The organism is Mesorhizobium sp. C395A (genome assembly GCF_030323205.1).
GTDB lineage: Bacteria > Pseudomonadota > Alphaproteobacteria > Rhizobiales > Rhizobiaceae > Mesorhizobium.
This window is the reverse complement of record NZ_CP100473.1, coordinates 2,711,149-2,729,273: the sequence shown is the minus strand read 5'-3', so window position 1 is coordinate 2,729,273 and position 18,125 is coordinate 2,711,149. Positions and strand designations below refer to the sequence as shown.

Below are 18,125 nucleotides of genomic sequence, written 5' to 3'. Positions count from 1 at the left end.
TGGTCGCGGACATCGGCGTGTTCATCTTCGTCAAGGCGCCTTACGGCGCCTTGATCTCCATCATACCGGTGGCGGTGCGGGCCGAATATTGCGGCCGGTACATGTCCTCCACCGTGGCCGCCGGATGGGCGTAGGTGCCCGGCGTCACCGCACGCACGACATAGGCCAGCATGATGTTGCGGTCGCCATCGCCGTCATTGGGATTGAATGCCGCGACGAAACGGTCGTCGCGGAATTCGAGATGGGCGGCGTCGGTTTGCGCCAGCCAGGTGAAGTTCGACAGCTGGGCGCTGGAAACAAGGCCCGGATTGTCGATCTCGAAGCCGGCCGGCAACAGGTCGGTGATCAGCAGGCGCGAAGGCCAGCGGTTCTGCTCGTAAACCTTGAGCACGACCACGTAGCGTTCGTTCTGCGTCGCCTCGGTGACGTTGGCTTCGGTGCCATCGAGCTTGTAGTAGGTGCGGTCGATGGTGAAGCCGTCGCCGCCGGCCGGCAAGGGCTCTACCGGCGAGGCGACCGTGGTGACGACCGCCTGCAGCGGCGTGGCGCCGGTGTTGGCGATGGTCAGCGGGCTGTCGGCAATGTCGGTGCCGCTGAGGTGGTTGGAATACCCACCGGCATGCGGCGCGCCGTTGACCGAGAGCGTGATCGAGTCGTTGCCCGACTTCAGCGCGCGGGCCGCCAGAAGCATCCAGGACTCGTCCTGCGTGCTGGTCCAGCGGGCATCGGCACGTTCCCTTGCCACCAGCCGGATCAGCTCCGGCACGATGGTCGGCACCGGCTTCGATTCGGCGGCGAGCGCCAGGATCGCGGCGCCATCACGCAGCCGCGAGCCATAGTCGGACCGGTAGTAGTCGTATTCGGTGGTCGACTTGGCCAGCTGCAGCGCCGTCTGGAAGGTTGCTTCCGAACGCTGCGCGTCGCCGTAGAGCGCCAGGCTCGCCGCCAACTGGGCGACGGCCATCGGGCTCGAGAAGGCTTCGAGCTTGGTGTCGGCGTAGTAGCGCAGATCGCCGACCGAGGCCTTCTTGTTGCGGGCCAGAACATAGAGCGCGTAGGCGATTTCGCTGCCGCGATCCTGGACGTCCTGGTCGTAACCGACCGAGTTTTGCAGATTGCTCAGCGCCTGGCTCATCGCCAGGGCCGGCACGTCGTAGTTCTGCTCGCGCGCCCGGGTCAGGAAGTCCGTGACGTAAGAGTCAAGCCACAGATCGCCGGAGCCCGGACCCCACAGGCCGAAGCTGCCGGCCGAAGCCTGGTAGCTCAGCACCTTGTAGATGGCGGCCTGCACGCGGCCGTGCAGTTCGGGATCGCTTTGCATGCCGACTCCGGACGCCAGATCGTTGACGTAGAGAAGCGGCATGGCGCGGCTGGTGGTCTGCTCGGCGCAACCATAGGGGTAGCGGTCGAGCGTCATCAGCAGCGACGGCACGTCGAAGGCGGCAGCCTGCGAAACGCCGACGCTGATCGAGGCGCCGTCGAGCAGGCTTGCCGCGAGCAGCTCCTTGTCGACGCGCAGCGAGCCGCCATTGCCCTTGAGGTCGACGACCAGACGGGTGGTGACCGGCAATTGCGCCGGACGCACCGGGACATACAGCGTCTGCTCGACGGAGGTGCCGTCGCCATGGGCGAGCTTGATGGTGATCGAGGCATTACCCGCCGTCTGTGCAACCAGCGGCACAGTCAGCGTCTGGCGCTTGCCCTTGGCGAGAGTCAGCTTTTCGGGCAACGGCTTGTCGCCGGTCGAGAGGTCGCCGGTCGTGGCGATCGACAGGGCATAGTCGCCCTCCGGACCGTCGGTGTCGGCGACGTCGAGCCGCATGATGGCTGCATCTCCAGGCGCCAGGAAGCGGGGCAGGCCGGCGGTGATCACCACCGGATCGCGCACGATGACGTCGGTCGTGGCATGGCCGACTGCATCCTTGGTCCAGGCGACGGCCATGACGCGCACGGTGCCGTTGAACTGCGGGATGTCGAAGTCGATCCTTGCCTTGCCGTCGGCGTCGAGCTGGACCGGGCCGGAGAAGAAGGCGACCAGCTTTTCGGTCGGCGGACTGCCTTGCGGCTGCATCGAGGCGCCGTCGCCGCCGGTCCTGAGCTTGCCGGTGGTGCCGAGCGAGCCGTCGATGAGACGGCCATAGATGTCGCGGACTTCGAGCCCGAGCATGCGCTGGCCGAAATACCAGCCCTCCGGATCCGGCGCCTTGTAGTTGGTGAGGTTCAAAATGCCGACATCGACGGCAGCGACCGTGACATAGGCATTGCTGCCCGGCGCTACGCCGGCGACCGAAACCGGGATCGACAGCTGCTGGCGCGGCATCGTCTTGTCCGGCGGCGTCAGGGTGACGGCGAGCTTTTTCGAGCCTGGGTCGACCGTCAGCCATTTTACGCCGATGGCGCGCGCCGGCATGCGGGTTTCCTGCGCATCGCCGGGCCGGAACAGGGTTGCGGTGATGTAGGCGCCCGCGCCCCAGTCGTCACCGACCGGGATGTCGACCGTGCTGCCGCCGGCCGGCACGGTTGCCGTGATGGTCTTGAGCAGCTTGTCGGCGCCGATGGTGACCAGCAGTTCGCCGGCAAAATGCGGCGACACCTTCAGCTTGGCCACGTCGCCGGCGGCATAGCTGTCCTTGTCGAGAGCGATCTCGAGCCCATCAGGCGTTTCGGTGGAGGTCGAGGAGACATACCAGCCGGCGTCGAACTCATAGCTGGTCGCCGGGCCCTCGGGATCGGCAGTCTCGATCTCGAGCCGGTACTGGCCCCAGTCGACCGGCATCGTCACGGTCGCCTCGGCATCGGCGCTGAGATCGACCTGGCCGTTGGCGATCGACTTGGTGAAGGTGACCGGTTCGTAGTTCCACGAGTTGTTGTTGCGATACCACTGGTAATTGCGTTCGACCTTGACCAGCGACCACTGCGCGCCCTTCAGCGTCTCGCGCTTGCCGTCGGGGTCGACCGCGATGAGGCTGAACTTGGCGGTGCCGCCCTGCGGCACCTCATTGTCGGCGAAATCCGGACGAATGCCGATCATGTGGCCTTGCGGGCGGATGCCGATGTTGAGCGAGCGTTCGATGGCGCGGCCGCCGGTTTCACGCATGCGAACCGTGACCTTGGCGTCGACCAGCTTGGTGGTCGCGGGCAACTGGTCGACCGTGACCGGGAAGGTCGCCTTGCCGTCGTCGCCGACCACCGGCAGACCGGTGAACGGGGTGACCGAAGGCTCGGCCGACTGCTCGTCGGCAAGGCCGAACGAATAGCCGGCGAAACGGTCCCAGTCGCGCGCCGTCGACAGCGTCAGCTCGCCTTCGAGCGCGAGGCCGGCGGCCGGCGCGCCATAGAGGAAGCGGCCGTCAATGTCGATGTTGGCGGTTTCGCCCTGGGCGATCTCCTGCTTGTCGGACTTCATGTCGAACTCGATGCGATCCGGCACGAAGTCTTCGACCAGGAACATCTGGCTGGAAACGGCCGCCTGCTTGGGATCGGTATAGATCGACACCGTCCAGGTGCCGCGCATGGCGTTGGCTTCCAGCGGCAGGTCGACGGCATAGCCGCCGGCCGAGACGCCATCGGCAACGATGCGGCGGTTCTCGACGCCGTCGGGACGGGTGAAGATGAAGGTCAGCGGCAGGTTTTCCACCGCTTTGGAGGCGCCGTCGCGGGCAAGGGCTGCGACATGCACATCCTCGCCGGCGCGGTAGATGCCGCGTTCGGTCCAGGCATAGACATCGAGCGCGCCCGGTGCGGCGCGTCCGGCGACGCCGCGATCGGACAGATCGAAGCCGGCGCGGCCCATGTCGAGGAAGACGAAATCGTTGTCGCCCTGCTTGGCCATCAGAACGGCCGGCACCATGCCGCCGTCGCCGCGCGTCAGGCCGGGGTTGAAGACAGCATGGCCTTCGGCGTCCGACGTGGCTGTGCCGAGGATTTCATTGTTCCTGGCCAGCAGCGTCAGTTCGGCGCCGGCGATCGGCTTGGCGGTTCCGAGCGAGCGGGCAAAGACATTGAGGCCATCCTGGCCGGTATAGGTCGACAGGCCGATGTCGGAGACGACGAACCACTGCGTGGCAAGCGAATTGTAATTGTCCTCGTCATTTTCATTTACCGCTTGCGCGGTCAGCACGTAGACGCCGGGCTTGCGCTGCGGCAAGGCTTCGTCGACCGGGAACGAAGTCGTGACGTCCTTGTTGAGGTCGTTGGCGATATCCAGCTGCCCCTGCCAGACCGGCTCACCCATCTGGTCGGAAATGCTGGAGATATCATAGCCGTCGAGCTGCTTCAGGAACTGATAGCCGGACAGAAGCTGCGCCAGCGAACGATCGCCGATACGGTAGAGCTTCATCTGCGCGGTGTTCATGTTGACGGTGACGATGGGGATGCCACGGCGGGCGCCGGCGGGCAGCACGAAGCTGTCGCCGGTGAAGCGGGCGGACGGCGCGCGGTCCTGCACATAGATCGACAGCACGACCGGAGCGGCGGTGACCTCGCCAATGGCGGCCGGCAGACCGGCGCGGAAGGTCACTTCGTAATGTTGGCCGTGCTCCAGGCCTTCGACGCAGATCTGCTTGTCCTTGGCCTCGACGCCCTTGGGCGGCTGGTTGTCGACGGTGACGAACTGGGCGTAGTCGACGCCGGTCTTCACCAGCTCCTCGGAAAACTGCGCGCAAATGCGCGGCGCGCTGGTGTCGGCGTCGATCGAGTGATCGATGACGCGGAAGCCCTTGCGGGCCTTGAGATCCTCATATTCGGCCTTGACCGCCGGCGAACTGACCAGCGCGAGGCTGGCTTCATAAGCCTGCAGGGCCGGACGGTAGAGATCGCGGCGGTCGAGGCCGTTGCCGAGCAGCGCCAGCACTTCGGCGCGGGTCTTGGTGGTGCGCAGCAATTTGTAGGCGTTGATGGCGGCGGAGGTGCCTTTGACCGGCAGATTGTAGGATTCGGAGGTGCCGCTGGCCGGCTGTATGGCAAGCGTTTCACGCGCCAGACCGAGCCAAAGCTGGCCGTCGTCAGGCAGGACCGAGACCGCGGCCTCGTATTTGTTCATGGCCTGGCCATGGTCGCCGGTCAGTGCAGCCTGTTCGGCGGCGGCGCGGAGTGATTCCAGCCCGTCGGTCGGCTTGTCATAGGCCGGATCGGTCAGCTTGTTGCGGTATTGCTGGGCTTGGTCGGCCATCCAGTTGGGGAAGAAGGCGAGTTCCGGCGGGGCGCCGATATCGGGGTCGCCATCGACATTGACGACCTTGCCCGCGACCGCGCCGCTGAAGGGTTTCAACTGGTTATAGTCGGATTTTAGGAAGCACCATTTGGCCTTGTTGTTGTAAGTAAAGGCGCGGCAGGCGGGGTCGCCGAGGCATGTCGTCTTGCACTGATCGAGGCTGACATTCTGGTCCGATCTGAGATCGAAGCCGAAATAGTCGGAATTATTTGAGGTCACCACCCGGCGGGCTTCGGCCGCTTGCGCTACAGACCCCCAGGCGAAAATGAGAAGAATCAAGATCGACAGACCACGAGCCGCCGCGCGCATCGCCATAACACCCTCCAGACACTGCTACGTCCGCGGCATGTTCAAGCTTCAGTCAAGCTTGTCAACACGAGGACGGGCAGGTTTCCGCCCGCCAACGGTTCCCAAACCGGCCAATGACCGGTATGCCGATAGTTCATCCACGGGAAAGGGATCACGCTTTCTTGCGAAAACGCAGAAGGTGTGAATTCCAAGCCCTGCCTATTTCAGACAATTGGATTGTGGCCCCTTTACGAGCGCTTCAAAACTTCATTCCAATTTTAGTTTTGTAACCTAGGTTGTCCTGATGCCGGCGTATGAAGCGCAGATGTCGAAGGTAAGTGCGCCACGGCGCACGCTTTCGCGCGCGCTGATTGTGGCGTTGGCGTGCTCGACCGTGCTCGTTGCCGAATCGGGGTCGGCGGCCGCCTTCGAGCTCTTCGGCATCAAATTGTGGGGCTCTTCGAATGACGAGGACGCCGATATCGTCGACCCGCTGCGCTATGCGGTGACCATCGAAGCGCCCGATGCCGACAATGACCTGGTCAAGAAGCTCGAAAACGCCTCGTCGCTGAAATCCGACGAGGACCGCCCGGTTTCCGGCTCGCTCGGCCTTTTGGCAAAGGCGCGTAGCGACCGCGAACAGCTGGTCGCCGCGCTTTATGCCGACGCCCGCTATGAAGGGGTCGTCACCATCACCATCCAGGGCAAGGCGCTCGACGATTTGCCGCCTGATGCCGAATTCACTGGTCCGCAGCCGATCCCGGTGGTGGTCAGCATCGCCAGCGGGCCCAAATTCACACTCGGCAATATCAGGCTGGAGGGCGATGCCGCCGGGCTGGCGAGCGCCGATTTCGGCCTGATAGCCGGCGGCGATGCCGGCTCGGGCGCCGTGCTCAAGGCCGAGGCGCTGATCGTGCGGGCGCTGAAGCAGGAGGGCCGGCCGCTGGCCCGGATCACCGACAGGCAGGTCGTGGCCGAGCACACCACCTCGACGCTAGACGTGACGCTGACGGTGGCCGCCGGGCCGGTTGCCGGTTATGGCGACACCACCGTCGATGGCACCGAGAAGGTCGATCGCGAGTTCACCGAATATATGACCGGGCTGAAACGCGGCCGGCAATATTCGCCCGACGAGATCGACGATGCCCGCGACCGGATGCTGAGGCTCGAAGTGTTCAACAGCGTGACGCTGAAGGAAGCCGACAGTCTCGACGCCGACGGCAACATTCCGATCGGCGTTCAGGTCAGCGAGCGCAAACCGCGCTATTTCGGCGTCGGCGGCACTTTCTCCAACACCGAAGGGCTAGGCCTGGAAGGCTATTGGGGCCACCGAAATCTGTTCGGCCGGGCCGAAAAGCTGCGCATCGAGGGCAAGATCAGCGGCATCGGCAGCAACGATCTCAGCGAGCTCAACTACAATGCCGGCATCATGTTCGAGAAGCCGGGCGTGGTCGGGCCGGCCTCGAAATTCATCGCCAGCGTCAAGACCGTCCTCGAACATCCCGATGCCTACGATCATTTCTCGGTCAAGGGCAGCACCGGCCTGTCCTATGAGATCGACAAGAAGCAGACGGTTTCGGCTGAAATCGCGCTCGACTATTCCAGGATCACGGACGCCTTCGGCAAGCACAAATACCTGATCGCCAGCATTCCGCTGCAGTATGTCTATGACAACAGGGACAACCGGCTCAATCCGACCAGCGGCTTCAGGGTTCTCGCCTATGCCGAACCGAGCTACGACATTCTGAGCGGCGCCGCCTTCCTCAAGCTCAGGGGCGAGGGGTCGGCCTATCAGTCGCTCGACACGGCCTCGAAATTCGTGTTTGCCGAACGCGTCGCGCTGGGTTCGATCGTCGGCACCGGCCTTCAGAACGTTCCAGCCGACAGGCGCTTCTATTCCGGCGGTGGCGGCTCGGTGCGGGGCTATGCCTATCAGGGCATCGGACCGAAGGACATCGACAATCAGCCGATCGGCGGGCTTTCCTTCTTCGAAACATCGGTCGAAATGCGCATTGCGCTGACCGACACGATCGGCATCGTGCCGTTCGTCGACGCCGGCACTGTCTCGACCACAGCGACGCCGGACTTTTCCGACGTGAAGGTCGGCGCGGGCGTTGGCCTGCGCTACATCACGCCGTTCGGGCCGCTGCGCATCGACGCCGCCGTGCCGCTCAACCGCGACCGTGGCGACCCGCGTTTCGGCATCTATGCCGGCATCGGACAGGCGTTCTGACGATGAAGATTTTGAAACGCATCCTTCGCCTGTTTTTCTACACGCTGCTGATCGTGGCGGCGGCGGGCATCGGCGCGCTGGTCGTGCTGACCAAGACCGAGCGCGGCCGCGAAAATCTCGCCGGCATCATCTCTGACATGGCCTCGTCAGGGGACAGCAAAGTCACGGTCAGCGGCATTAACGGTATCTGGTCCGGCGCGCTGACGGTCGACCATGTCGTGCTGGAAGACCGCGAGGGCGCCTGGCTGGTGGCCCGCAAGGTGGCCGTCGACTGGTCGCCGCTGGCGCTGTTGTCGAAGAATTTCAGCGCCGACCGCATAGCGGCCGAACGGATAGAACTGGCACGGCTGCCTGTGGCGAGCACCGAGCCGAGCAAGAGCGGGTCGACCGGCCTGCCGGTTTCGCTTGATATCAGAGCGATCGATTTGCCGGAGATCGCGCTCGGCCAGCAACTTGCCGGCAGCGGCATTGCCGAACTTGCGGCCAAGGGATCGGCCAAGGTCGATGCGTCGCCGCTGGCGATCCAGACGGTGCTCAACGTTACCCGCCATGACGGCAAGCAAGGCAATGTCGACGCCAACATCCACTTCGCGCCGGATGAAAACAAGCTCGACCTCGATCTCAAGGCTTCCGAGCCGGCCGGCGGCATCATCGCCAACCTGCTCAAGCTACCCGGCGCGCCGCCGGTCAACATCGTCGTCTCGGGCACCGGGCCGCTGGCCAACTGGAGCGGCATCGGCACCTTCATGGTCGACGGTCAGATCGTTACCCAGCTCACCGGCCGGCACCAGCTCACCGACAAGGGCAACCGGATCGAGGCCAAGGGCGACGGTTCGTTCGAAGGCTTCCTGCCGGAACGGTTCAAGTCGCTGTTTGCCGGCAAGACCAGCTTCGACCTAGCCGGCACCGCGACCGCGACCGGCGGCGTCGACATCGAGCGCGCTGCGATCGAGAGCGACGCAGTTCATGGTACCGCTGCCGGCATGGTCGACCCCAAGGGCGCCAGCGACCTTTCGGTCGAACTCGTGGCCAAAGCCAAGCCGGTCACGGTCAATGTCGGTACCCAGGCGCAGCCGATCATGGTGGCCATCAACAATGTGACCGCGCGCGCCTTCGGTGACGGCAAGGCGCCGATGATTGACGCCAGCGCTTCACTGGTGTCGGTGGTGGCGGGCGGCTCTCAGGTGAACAATCTGGATGCGAAGATCCATTCCGACGGTTTCGACATCGAGAGCCGCAGCGGCCCGGTCAGTGTAAGTCTGGCGGCCGCCGGGCTGAAGACCGACGTGGCGACGCTGGCGCCGCTGATCACCGGCAAGCTGACGGCCTCTCTTGCCGGTTCGATCAGCAGGGACGAGATTTCCCTCGACGAAGGCACGCTGCGCAGCGATGCTCTCAATGCCGGGCTGACGGCCAAGGTGACGCTGGCCGATCTCGCCATGACGCTGAAGATGAATGCCGATGCTGTGTCGACGGCGCTGCCGCCGCAGATCAGTTCGCTGCTTGGCGAACGGGTCAAATTCTCGGCGACCGCAACGCGCGATCCGCAGGGCTCTTTCGCCGCCAACTCGATCGAACTCACTTCCGGTTCGCTGAGCGCCAGCGGCACCGCCAGCGCGCAAGGCAGCGATATCCAGGCCGACATCAAGGGCAAGCTCGGCGACGTCTCGGTGCTGTCTTCGCTGGTCGGCGTGCCGGTCGCCGGCGGGGTCGATTTCGCGCTGACGGCAAGCGGCGCGCGCAACGCACCGGATTTCTCGGTTTCGGCCGACAGTGCCAGCCTGACGGCCTCCGGCCGCACGGTCAAGGACATCAAGCTGACCGCATCGGGCAAGGCCGACATTGTGAGCCCGGCCGCAGATATCTCGCTGACCGGCGCGGTCGACGAACAGCCGCTCGCCATCAAGGCGGCGCTGGTGACGAGCGATGGCAAGCGCTCCATCAAGGGGCTCAGCGTAGCGCTGGGCGACAACAAGGTGTCGGGCGACCTCACGCTCGATGAGAAATTCCTGCCGCTGGGGACGCTGACGATCTCCGCGCCCGATATCGCGCCGCTGGCGTCGCTGGCCGGGCAGACGGCGGCCGGCGATATCGGCGGCACCGTGGTGTTCGCCAAAGACGGCGAGGCTCCCACTGTCACCATCAATGCAGCCAGCGTGTCGATCGCGCGCGGTGATGTGGCAGCCAAGGCAGTCACCGTCAGCGCACTGATCGCCAACTATCTCAACAGCCCTGCGATCTCCGGCACGATCAAGGCCGAGAGCGTGACCTCGGGAACGACCGTCGTCAGTGGCATCGGCGTCGACCTCAAGCGTGACGGCGACTGGACGAATTTCACCGGCGGAGCAACCATATCAGGCATTCCGGCGACAGCTGCCGGGCGGGCGAAGATTGCTGGCGGCGCGACCAGCGTCGAGATCGCGTCCGGCGAGGCGACGGTGCGCGGCATCAAGGTGGCGATCGCCGAGCCGTCGAGCCTGACCATTGCCGATGGCATAACCAACATTCAAAGGCTGGTAGTCGATCTCGGCGGCGGCTCGGTGACGCTGTCGGGCACGGCGGGCCAGACGCTCGATCTGGCGGCGACCTTCTCGGCGCTGCCGGCTGCGCTTGCCAATGGCTTTTCGCCCCGCCTCGATGCCGCGGGCACGCTCGACGGCACGGCGCAAATCACCGGGCCATCAGCAAATCCCGACATTCGCTTTAATGCAAAGCTGGCCGGCGCCGAGACGAGCCAGACCCGTCAGGCCGGGCTCGGGCCGCTCGATGTCGATGCGGCCGGCAGCTATTCCGCGGCCGGCGGCGTCGTGCTCGACCAGGCGACGCTTTCGGGTGAGAAAATCTCCGGCAAGGCGGCCGGCACCCTCAACCCGAACGGCGCCAGCGATTTCGCGCTCGATCTGACATCGTCAGGTCCGAGCCTGCCGTTGACGCTGGGCAGCGCGGAAAGCCCGATCAAGCTCGAATTGCAGGCGCTGTCGGTGAAGGCGGCCGGGCAGGCTGCGCAAGCCAAGCTCGACATCTCGGCGGTACTGCCTTCGGTGGCGACGGATGACGCCAAGGTCGAGGGCATTGCGCTTGCGCTGCATTCCGATGCATTTGATATGAAAAGCCGAACCGGTCCGATCTCGGGCACGGTGACGGCGGACAAGATCGGTCTGGACAATCCGACCATCGCGCCGCTGATCGCCGGCAAGATCACCGCCAAGATCGCCGGCACCCTGGCGGCGGACGCGATCACCATCGACAGCGGCTCGGTGCAGGCCGATGCGCTGGGCAGCGCCTTCAATGGCCGTGTCGGCTTTGCCGATGGAGCAATCGACCTCAACCTCAACGCCGACGTGCTGTCGGCGGCGTTGCCGGCGGCGGCGCGCAGCGTGCTGGCAGAGCGCACGCAGCTCAGCGCCACGCTGAAGCGGGATGGCAATGGCAATGTCAGCGCCAATCCGGTCAAGCTGGCGTCGGGCGCACTGACCGCGGACGGTCAGGCCAGTCTCGCCGACAATAAGCTCAGCGCAGATATCAAGGGTGCACTGGCCGACATCTCACTGTTGTCGAAAGATGCCAAAGGCGCGATCAGCTTCGCACTCAGCGCGCAGGGGCCTAGCCTGGCGCCGGACCTGTCGCTGACAGTCAACAGCGACCGGCTGCTGGTGGCGGAACGCGAAATCACCGGGTTGAAGCTGACCGCAACCGGCAAGGCCGACGCCGCCAATCCGGCGGCCAATGTGCAACTGACCGGCAATGTCGCAGGGCAGGCGCTGCAAGGCAGCGCGGTGCTGGCGACGGCCGACGGCAAGAGCGCCATCAACGGCCTGCTGCTGTCGCTCGGCAACAACAAGATCTCCGGCGACCTTGCGCTCGACGAGGCTTTCGTGCCGGTCGGCACCATCGCGCTCGACCTGCCGGATATCGGGCCCCTGGCGGCGCTGGCGCTGGAAAAGGCCGAAGGCGACGTGCGCGGCACCATCGCCTTCTCAAAGACCGCGGATGGCCCGAACGTCGCCGTCAAGGCTGCGACCGCTTCGATTACGCGCGGCGACCTGCAGGCGAAGACGGTGTCGATCGATGCGCTGGTCGCCAACTATCTCGCCGCGCCGGTCATCTCGGGCAAAATTCGCGCCGACAGCGTCATTTCCGGCGGCACCGCCATCAGCGGCATCGATGTCGATTTGAAGCGCGACGGCGACTGGACGGGGTTTTCCGGCGGCGCCACCGTCAAGGGCATTCCGGCGAAGGCCGCGGGCAGGGTAAAGGTGGCTGGCGGCACCACCACCATCGAACTCGCTTCCGGCCAGGCCACGGTGCAGGGCATCAAGGCGGCCATCGCCCAGGCCTCGACCGTCAGCATCGCGAACGGCACCACGACGCTGGACAAGCTGGTGCTCAATCTCGGTGGCGGCACGGCGACGGTGACCGGCAAGGTCGGGCAGGCACTCGACATCAGTGCCGCGCTGTCGAAGGTGCCGGCCTCACTCGCCAACAGTTTTTCGCCGGGCCTCCAGGCCGCCGGTTCGATTTCGGGAACAGTCAAGGTAACCGGCGCGCCGGGCAATCCGACTGTCGCTTTCGATATCGATGCTGGTGGGGTGCAGACCTCGCAGACGCGCAGCGCCGGTCTTAGCGGCATGAATATCTCTTCGTCGGGAACATTCGCCGGCAAGAAGCTCACCTTCAACGCCGACATCAGCGACGGCGCCGGGCTTGGCCTCAAGGGCGGCGGTACGGTAACGACGGCCGGCACACCAGCGCTGGTGCTCGACTTCAACGGCAAGGTGCCATTTTCCTTCCTGGCCGCCAAGCTTGCGGCGCAAGGCCTGTCGCTCAGCGGCACCGCCAACGTCAATATCCAGATGCGCGGCCCGGCGGCGTCGCCGGTGATCGGCGGCACGGTCAGCACGTCGGGCGCCCGCCTGGTCGACGCGCGCTCCGGCCTTGCCGTCAACGACATTGCCGCCGACATTTCGATCGGCAACGGCGTTGCCCGGATCAACCGGCTGACCGGCACGCTGTCGACACGCGGCAGCCTGTCGGCCTCCGGCACACTCGGCATCAATCCGGCGCAAGGTTTCCCAGCCGATTTGTCTATCAAGCTGGTTGACGGCCGCTATACCGACGGCAGGGTGGTGACAGCCAATCTCGGCGGCGACCTGACCATCAAGGGGCCGCTCACCTCGGCGCCGGTGATTTCGGGCACCGTCAACCTGGCCAAGACCGTCATCACCGTTCCCGATAAGCTGCCGGGCTCGCTGGCGGCGCTCGGTGTCAAGCACAAGAACGCGCCCGCCTCCGTGCGGGCGCAGGACAAGGCCTTGCGACCGGCGGCGGCCAGCGGGGGTGGCGGCAGTGGGCTTGTCCTCGACGTCACGGTCAATGCGCCGAACCAGATCTTCATCCAGGGCAGGGGTGTCGATGCCGAGTTCGGCGGTTCGCTGAGGCTGACCGGCCCGGCGGCTTCGCCGCAGGCGGTCGGCACCTTCACCTTGCAGCGTGGGCGGCTGTCGATCCTCGGCAAGCGGCTGACCTTTACCGAAGGCACGGTCGGCTTTTCGGGCTCGCTGGTGCCCTACCTCAACTTGACCGCGACATCGACCACGACCAGCGCCACCGTCACCATCGTCGTCTCGGGCGAAGCGACCAATCCGAAATTCGACTTCTCATCGGTGCCGGCGCTGCCCGAGGACGAGGTGCTGGCGCAGCTGATTTTCGGCCGCTCTATGTCGAACCTGTCGCCGCTGCAGATCGCGCAGCTGGCCGAGGCCGCCGGCCAACTGGCCGGCGTCGGCGGCTCGACCTCGCTGCTCGAAAACCTGCGCAGTGCAATCGGCGTCGACGACCTGGATGTGACCACCGATGACCAGGGCGGCACCGCCGTGTCGGCGGGCAAGTATCTCAATGACCGCACCTATGTGACGATCCAGAAAGGCGACAGGCCAGGATCGGGCAAGGCGACGATCGACCTCAATGTCGGGCGCGGCGTCAAGCTGCGTGGCGAGGCTAACGATGGCGGCGAGGCCAAGGGCGGCATATTCTACGAAAAGGAATATTGAGTCCCTGGCCCTTACCGCCGCCGGAACTGGCGCTGTCTCAACCCGCCCAAATGTATCAGTTACTCGCCTAAGCAGATTCCGGCGGAATCTGGGCGCGCTAGCACTTTTGCGCCAAGTCTGTCGTTATCACGCGAACCGCTCCCTCTTCAAAGTTGCACATTCCCTAACAGGTTCCGTAGCCATGCCGTCTTTGACATCACGGCAGGGATGCGGAATGTTAAAAGGCGGAAAGCCAACAATGGGAGTTAAGGTATGACAAATTACAAGAGTAATGGCGATCGCGTTCCCGATCACATCCTGGCCATGGCCGAAGAAGCCAAGGCAGGCAAAGTCGATCGCCGCGAGTTCCTCGCCATGGCCAGCGTGTTCGGCGCGTCGACTGCGATGGCCTACGGCATGCTCGGCGTAGCCGTGCCGACCCAAGCCAGGGCCGAAGAGGTGCAGGGCAAGAAGGGCGGCATCCTGAAAGTCGCGCAATGGGTCAAGGATCCCAAGGATCCACGCAAGGCCGATTGGTCGGAAATCGCCAATGCCGAGCGCCAGGCGCTTGAGCCGCTGGTCAAGTACACCAGCGAATACACGTTCCGCCCGTACCTTCTGGAGAGCTGGGAGGTCAACGACGACGCCACCGAGTACACGCTGCATGTGCGCAAGGGTGTGACCTGGTCGAATGGCGATGCCTTCACCGCCGATGACGTCATCTTCAATCTCAAGCGCTGGGCCGACAAGAAGGCCGAGGGCAATTCCATGCCTGGCCGTCTCGGCACGCTGGTCAAGGACGACAAGCTCGACGAAAGCGCCGTGACCAAGGTTGACGACCACACCGTCAAGCTGAAGCTCGGCAAGGCCGACATCGCGCTCATTCCGAACATGTGCGATTATCCCGGTCTCATCGTCCACAAGAGCTTCGACGAGAAGGGCGGCGACTTCAAAGCCTGCCCGATCGGTACCGGTCCGTTCGAGCTCGTCTCCTACGATGTCGGCCAGAAGGTGGTCTACAAGCGCCGCGAGGACAACAAGTGGTGGGACGGCGAGGTGTTCCTCGACGGCATCGAATTCGTCGACTACGGCACCGATCCGGCAGCCATGGTCAGTGCCTTCGAGGCCGGCGAAGTCCATACCAATTTCGAGACCTCGGCCGACTATGTGTCGATCCTCGACGGACTGGACCTGGTCAAGTCCGAAATCGTCACCGCCTCGACCATCGTGTGCCGCACCAACATCAACAACAAGCCTTATGGCGATCAGAAGGTGCGTAACGCGCTGCAACTGGCGGTCGACAACAATGTCGTTCTGCAGCTTGGCTACGGAAATGCCGGCACGGTGGCTGAAAACCACCATGTCTGCCAAATCCACCCGGAATATTACGAGCTGCCCAAAGTCGCTCGCGATCCGGCCAAGGCCAAGGCGCTGATGGCGGAAGCCGGCCAGGCCGACTTCGAGCATGAGCTGATCACGGTCGACGAAGACTGGCACAAGAATACCGGCGACGCCATCGCCGCGCAGATGCGCGACGCCGGCCTCAAGGTAAAGCGCACGGTGCTGCCGGGCTCGACGTTCTGGAACGACTGGACCAAGTACCCGCTGTCGATGACCAACTGGAACATGCGCCCGCTCGGCGTTCAGGTTCTGGCGATCGGCTACCGCACCGGCGAGGCGTGGAACGAGTCGGCCTATTCCAACCCCGAATGGGATGCCAAGCTCAATGCAGCATTGGCCGTTGCCGATGCGGCCAAGCGCAAGGAGATGATGAAGGACATCGAGCAGATCCTGCAGGATTCCGGCATCATGATCCAGCCATACTGGCGCAAGCTCTACAGCCACTCGGTCAAGGCGGTGCAGAATTACAAGATGCATCCGACCTTCGAGCGCGACTACGGCAAGGTCTGGCTCGACCAGGCGTGATCGGAACGTCAGGGAAGGGGCGCTTCGCTCCTTCCCGTCACGCCTTGCATCGTCCAGAACCGGAAGCCGCCGCAGCAAAAAGTTGCGGACTCTCCTGAAAGACCGTTCAATAAAACTGGGTTGATTGCATCCGAGTGCCGATTTGACGGCCAACTCTGCCGGCAACGGCAAAGCTGGTTTTTCGAACTGGCTCCAACCCCAACCAGACCGGCAGGGGACCGCCATGCTTTCTTTCGTAATCCGGCGTCTCGGCACCATGGCATTGACGATGCTGTGCCTGACGATGATCGTCTTCTTCCTGATCAACCTCGAGCCGAATTTGAAGAAGCTGGCGATCAGCCAGACCGAAATGCACACATCGGCCGAACAGCTCGAAAGCTGGCTGGTCAACCATGGCTACCGGCAGAACTTCTTCGTGCGCTACGGCCAATGGCTGGGCGTCGTCCCGAAGCAACCGGTGACCGATCCGGCGACCGGCAAGCCGACGCAGCGTTTCTCCTTCTGCAACGATCCGCTGGAGCCGAAATTCTCCGGCATCCTGGAAGGTGATTTCGGCTGCTCGACCAAGTTCAAAACCTCCGTTGCGTCAAAGCTCTTCCCCGCACTCGCCGCCACCGGTATCCTGATGCTCTGTGTGCTGTTGGTGATGGTGCCAATTTCGCTGCTGATTGGCATCCTGGCCGGCATGCGCGAGGGCTCGCGAACGGACCGAACGCTGTCCGTCGCATCGATCGCGTCGACGGCGACGCCCGAATATGTGTCCGGCGTCATCTTCACCGTCATCTTCGCCTCCTGGCTCGGCTGGCTGAACGGTTCGGCCGCCTCGGCAAGCCAGGGCATCACCTTCTACAATTTCACCCTGCCGGTGATGACGCTGGCGATCTACGGCATCGGCTACATCGCCCGCATGACACGCGCCTCGATGGTCGAGGTGATGACGCAGCAATATATCCGCACCGCCCGGCTGAAAGGGCTTTCCTTCGGCAGCGTCGTCGTCAAGCACGCGCTGCGCAATGCGCTGATTGCGCCCTTCACCGTCATCATGCTGCAATTTCCCTGGCTGCTTACCGGCGTCGTCATCGTCGAGGTGATGTTCCGCTACCAGGGCTTTGGCTACACGCTGGTCGAGGCCGCCGGCAACAACGACATCGATCTGCTGCTTGGCTGTTCACTGGTCTCGGTGTTCATCGTGCTGATCACGCAGCTCATCTCGGATGTCGGCTACGCGTTCCTCAATCCGCGTATCAGAGTTCAATAGGGGGCTGGGGCAGATGCAGGTCGAATATATCGGTGCCTTCAATGTCGTGCTCGGCGTTATTGGGCGTTTCTGGCCGGTCTGGTTAGGGCTTGCCCTGGTGATGGGGGTGAGCTTCACCTACAAGAAAAGGCTCGGCCTCTACGGCCAGTTGTTCGATAGCGGCGTCGGCATAGTCGGTGTCGGCATCTGCCTGTTCTGGCTGTTCACGGCAATCTTCGCGTCGACCGTCGCGCCCTTCGATCCGCTCGCCCAGGTCCCGATCATGAAGGATGCGCTGCCGGGCGCGCTCGAGCCGGTATCGAAACTCATCTACTATTTCGGCGGCGACAAGCTCGCCCGCGACGTCTTTTCGCGCATGGTCTATGGCAGCCAGATCGTGCTGATCATCGCACCGGCGGCGACCGGTTTCGCGCTGATGGTCGGCATCACGCTCGGTCTGCCCGCCGGTTACTATGGCGGCCGGATCGACACCGTGCTGTCGTTCCTGGCCAATCTGGTGCTGGCCTTCCCGGTGATCCTGCTGTTTTACCTGCTGGTGACGCCGGGCATCATGGATACGCCGATCCCCTACGCCATGGCCGGGCTGTTCTTCCTGTTCCCGATCATCTTCTTTTCGGTGCTGTTCTGGACCCGCTACAAGAACCGGCCGGACCGCCTCTATATATTGCTCGGGCTGACGCTGGTCATCGGCGGCTGGGTCTATGCCGGCCTGGTGTTCGACGCCGATCCGTTCAAGATCATCCACATCGATCCCAACCAGCTCAACATCTTCGTGGCGGTGGTGTTCGCCTCCAGCCCCGGCGTGTTCCGCATCGTGCGCGGCCTGGTGATGGACATCAAGACGCGCGACTATGTGGCGGCGGCGCAGACGCGCGGTGAATCGCCCTGGTACATCATGCTGTGGGAGATCCTGCCCAATGCGCGCGGACCGCTGATCGTCGATGCCTGCCTGCGCATCGGCTACACCACGATCCTGCTCGGCACGCTCGGCTATTTCGGGCTGGGCCTGGCGCCGGAGAGCCCGGATTGGGGCACCGCGATCAAGGACGCCAGCCGCCTGCTGCGCTCGTTCATCCACCCGGCGCTGCCGCCGACAATCGCGCTGATGTCGTTCGTGCTGGGCTTGAACCTGCTTGCCGACTCGCTGCGCGAACAATCGATGAAAGACTGATCTGCGGG

At 64.1% G+C, this 18,125-nt stretch carries 6 protein-coding genes; 5 read left to right on the top strand and 1 reads right to left on the bottom strand.

Annotated features, from left to right (window positions below; genetic code table 11):
* Window positions 1–40: 40 nt before the first annotated feature.
* Entirely contained in the window at window positions 41–5,527 is a 5,487-nt protein-coding gene (locus tag NLY37_RS13450; RefSeq protein WP_286442581.1) for an alpha-2-macroglobulin family protein, read from the bottom strand.
* Window positions 5,528–5,804: 277 nt separating this feature from the next.
* Here NLY37_RS13450 and NLY37_RS13445 point away from each other — a divergent pair, with 277 nt between their 5' ends.
* From NLY37_RS13445 to NLY37_RS13425, 5 genes are all read left to right on the top strand, one after another.
* Entirely contained in the window at window positions 5,805–7,733 is a 1,929-nt protein-coding gene (locus NLY37_RS13445) for an autotransporter assembly complex protein TamA (RefSeq protein WP_286442579.1), read from the top strand.
* Window positions 7,734–7,735: 2 nt separating this feature from the next.
* The gene (locus NLY37_RS13440; protein ID WP_023741734.1) at window positions 7,736–13,783 is read left to right on the top strand and encodes a translocation/assembly module TamB domain-containing protein; all 6,048 of its coding nucleotides are present in this window, start codon (window positions 7,736–7,738) and stop codon (window positions 13,781–13,783) included.
* Between the two features lie 252 nt (window positions 13,784–14,035).
* Window positions 14,036–15,688 carry an ABC transporter substrate-binding protein gene (locus NLY37_RS13435; RefSeq protein WP_023668187.1) on the top strand — a complete coding sequence of 551 codons (1,653 nt, stop codon included), beginning with the start codon at window positions 14,036–14,038 and terminating at the stop codon, window positions 15,686–15,688.
* Window positions 15,689–15,911: 223 nt separating this feature from the next.
* Window positions 15,912–16,946 (top strand): ABC transporter permease, encoded by a 1,035-nt coding sequence (locus NLY37_RS13430; protein WP_023668188.1) that lies wholly within the window; start codon window positions 15,912–15,914, stop codon window positions 16,944–16,946.
* Window positions 16,947–16,959: 13 nt separating this feature from the next.
* Complete coding sequence (locus NLY37_RS13425) at window positions 16,960–18,117, top strand: ABC transporter permease (protein ID WP_023687978.1); 1,158 nt, start codon at window positions 16,960–16,962, stop codon at window positions 18,115–18,117.
* Window positions 18,118–18,125: the final 8 nt, after the last annotated feature.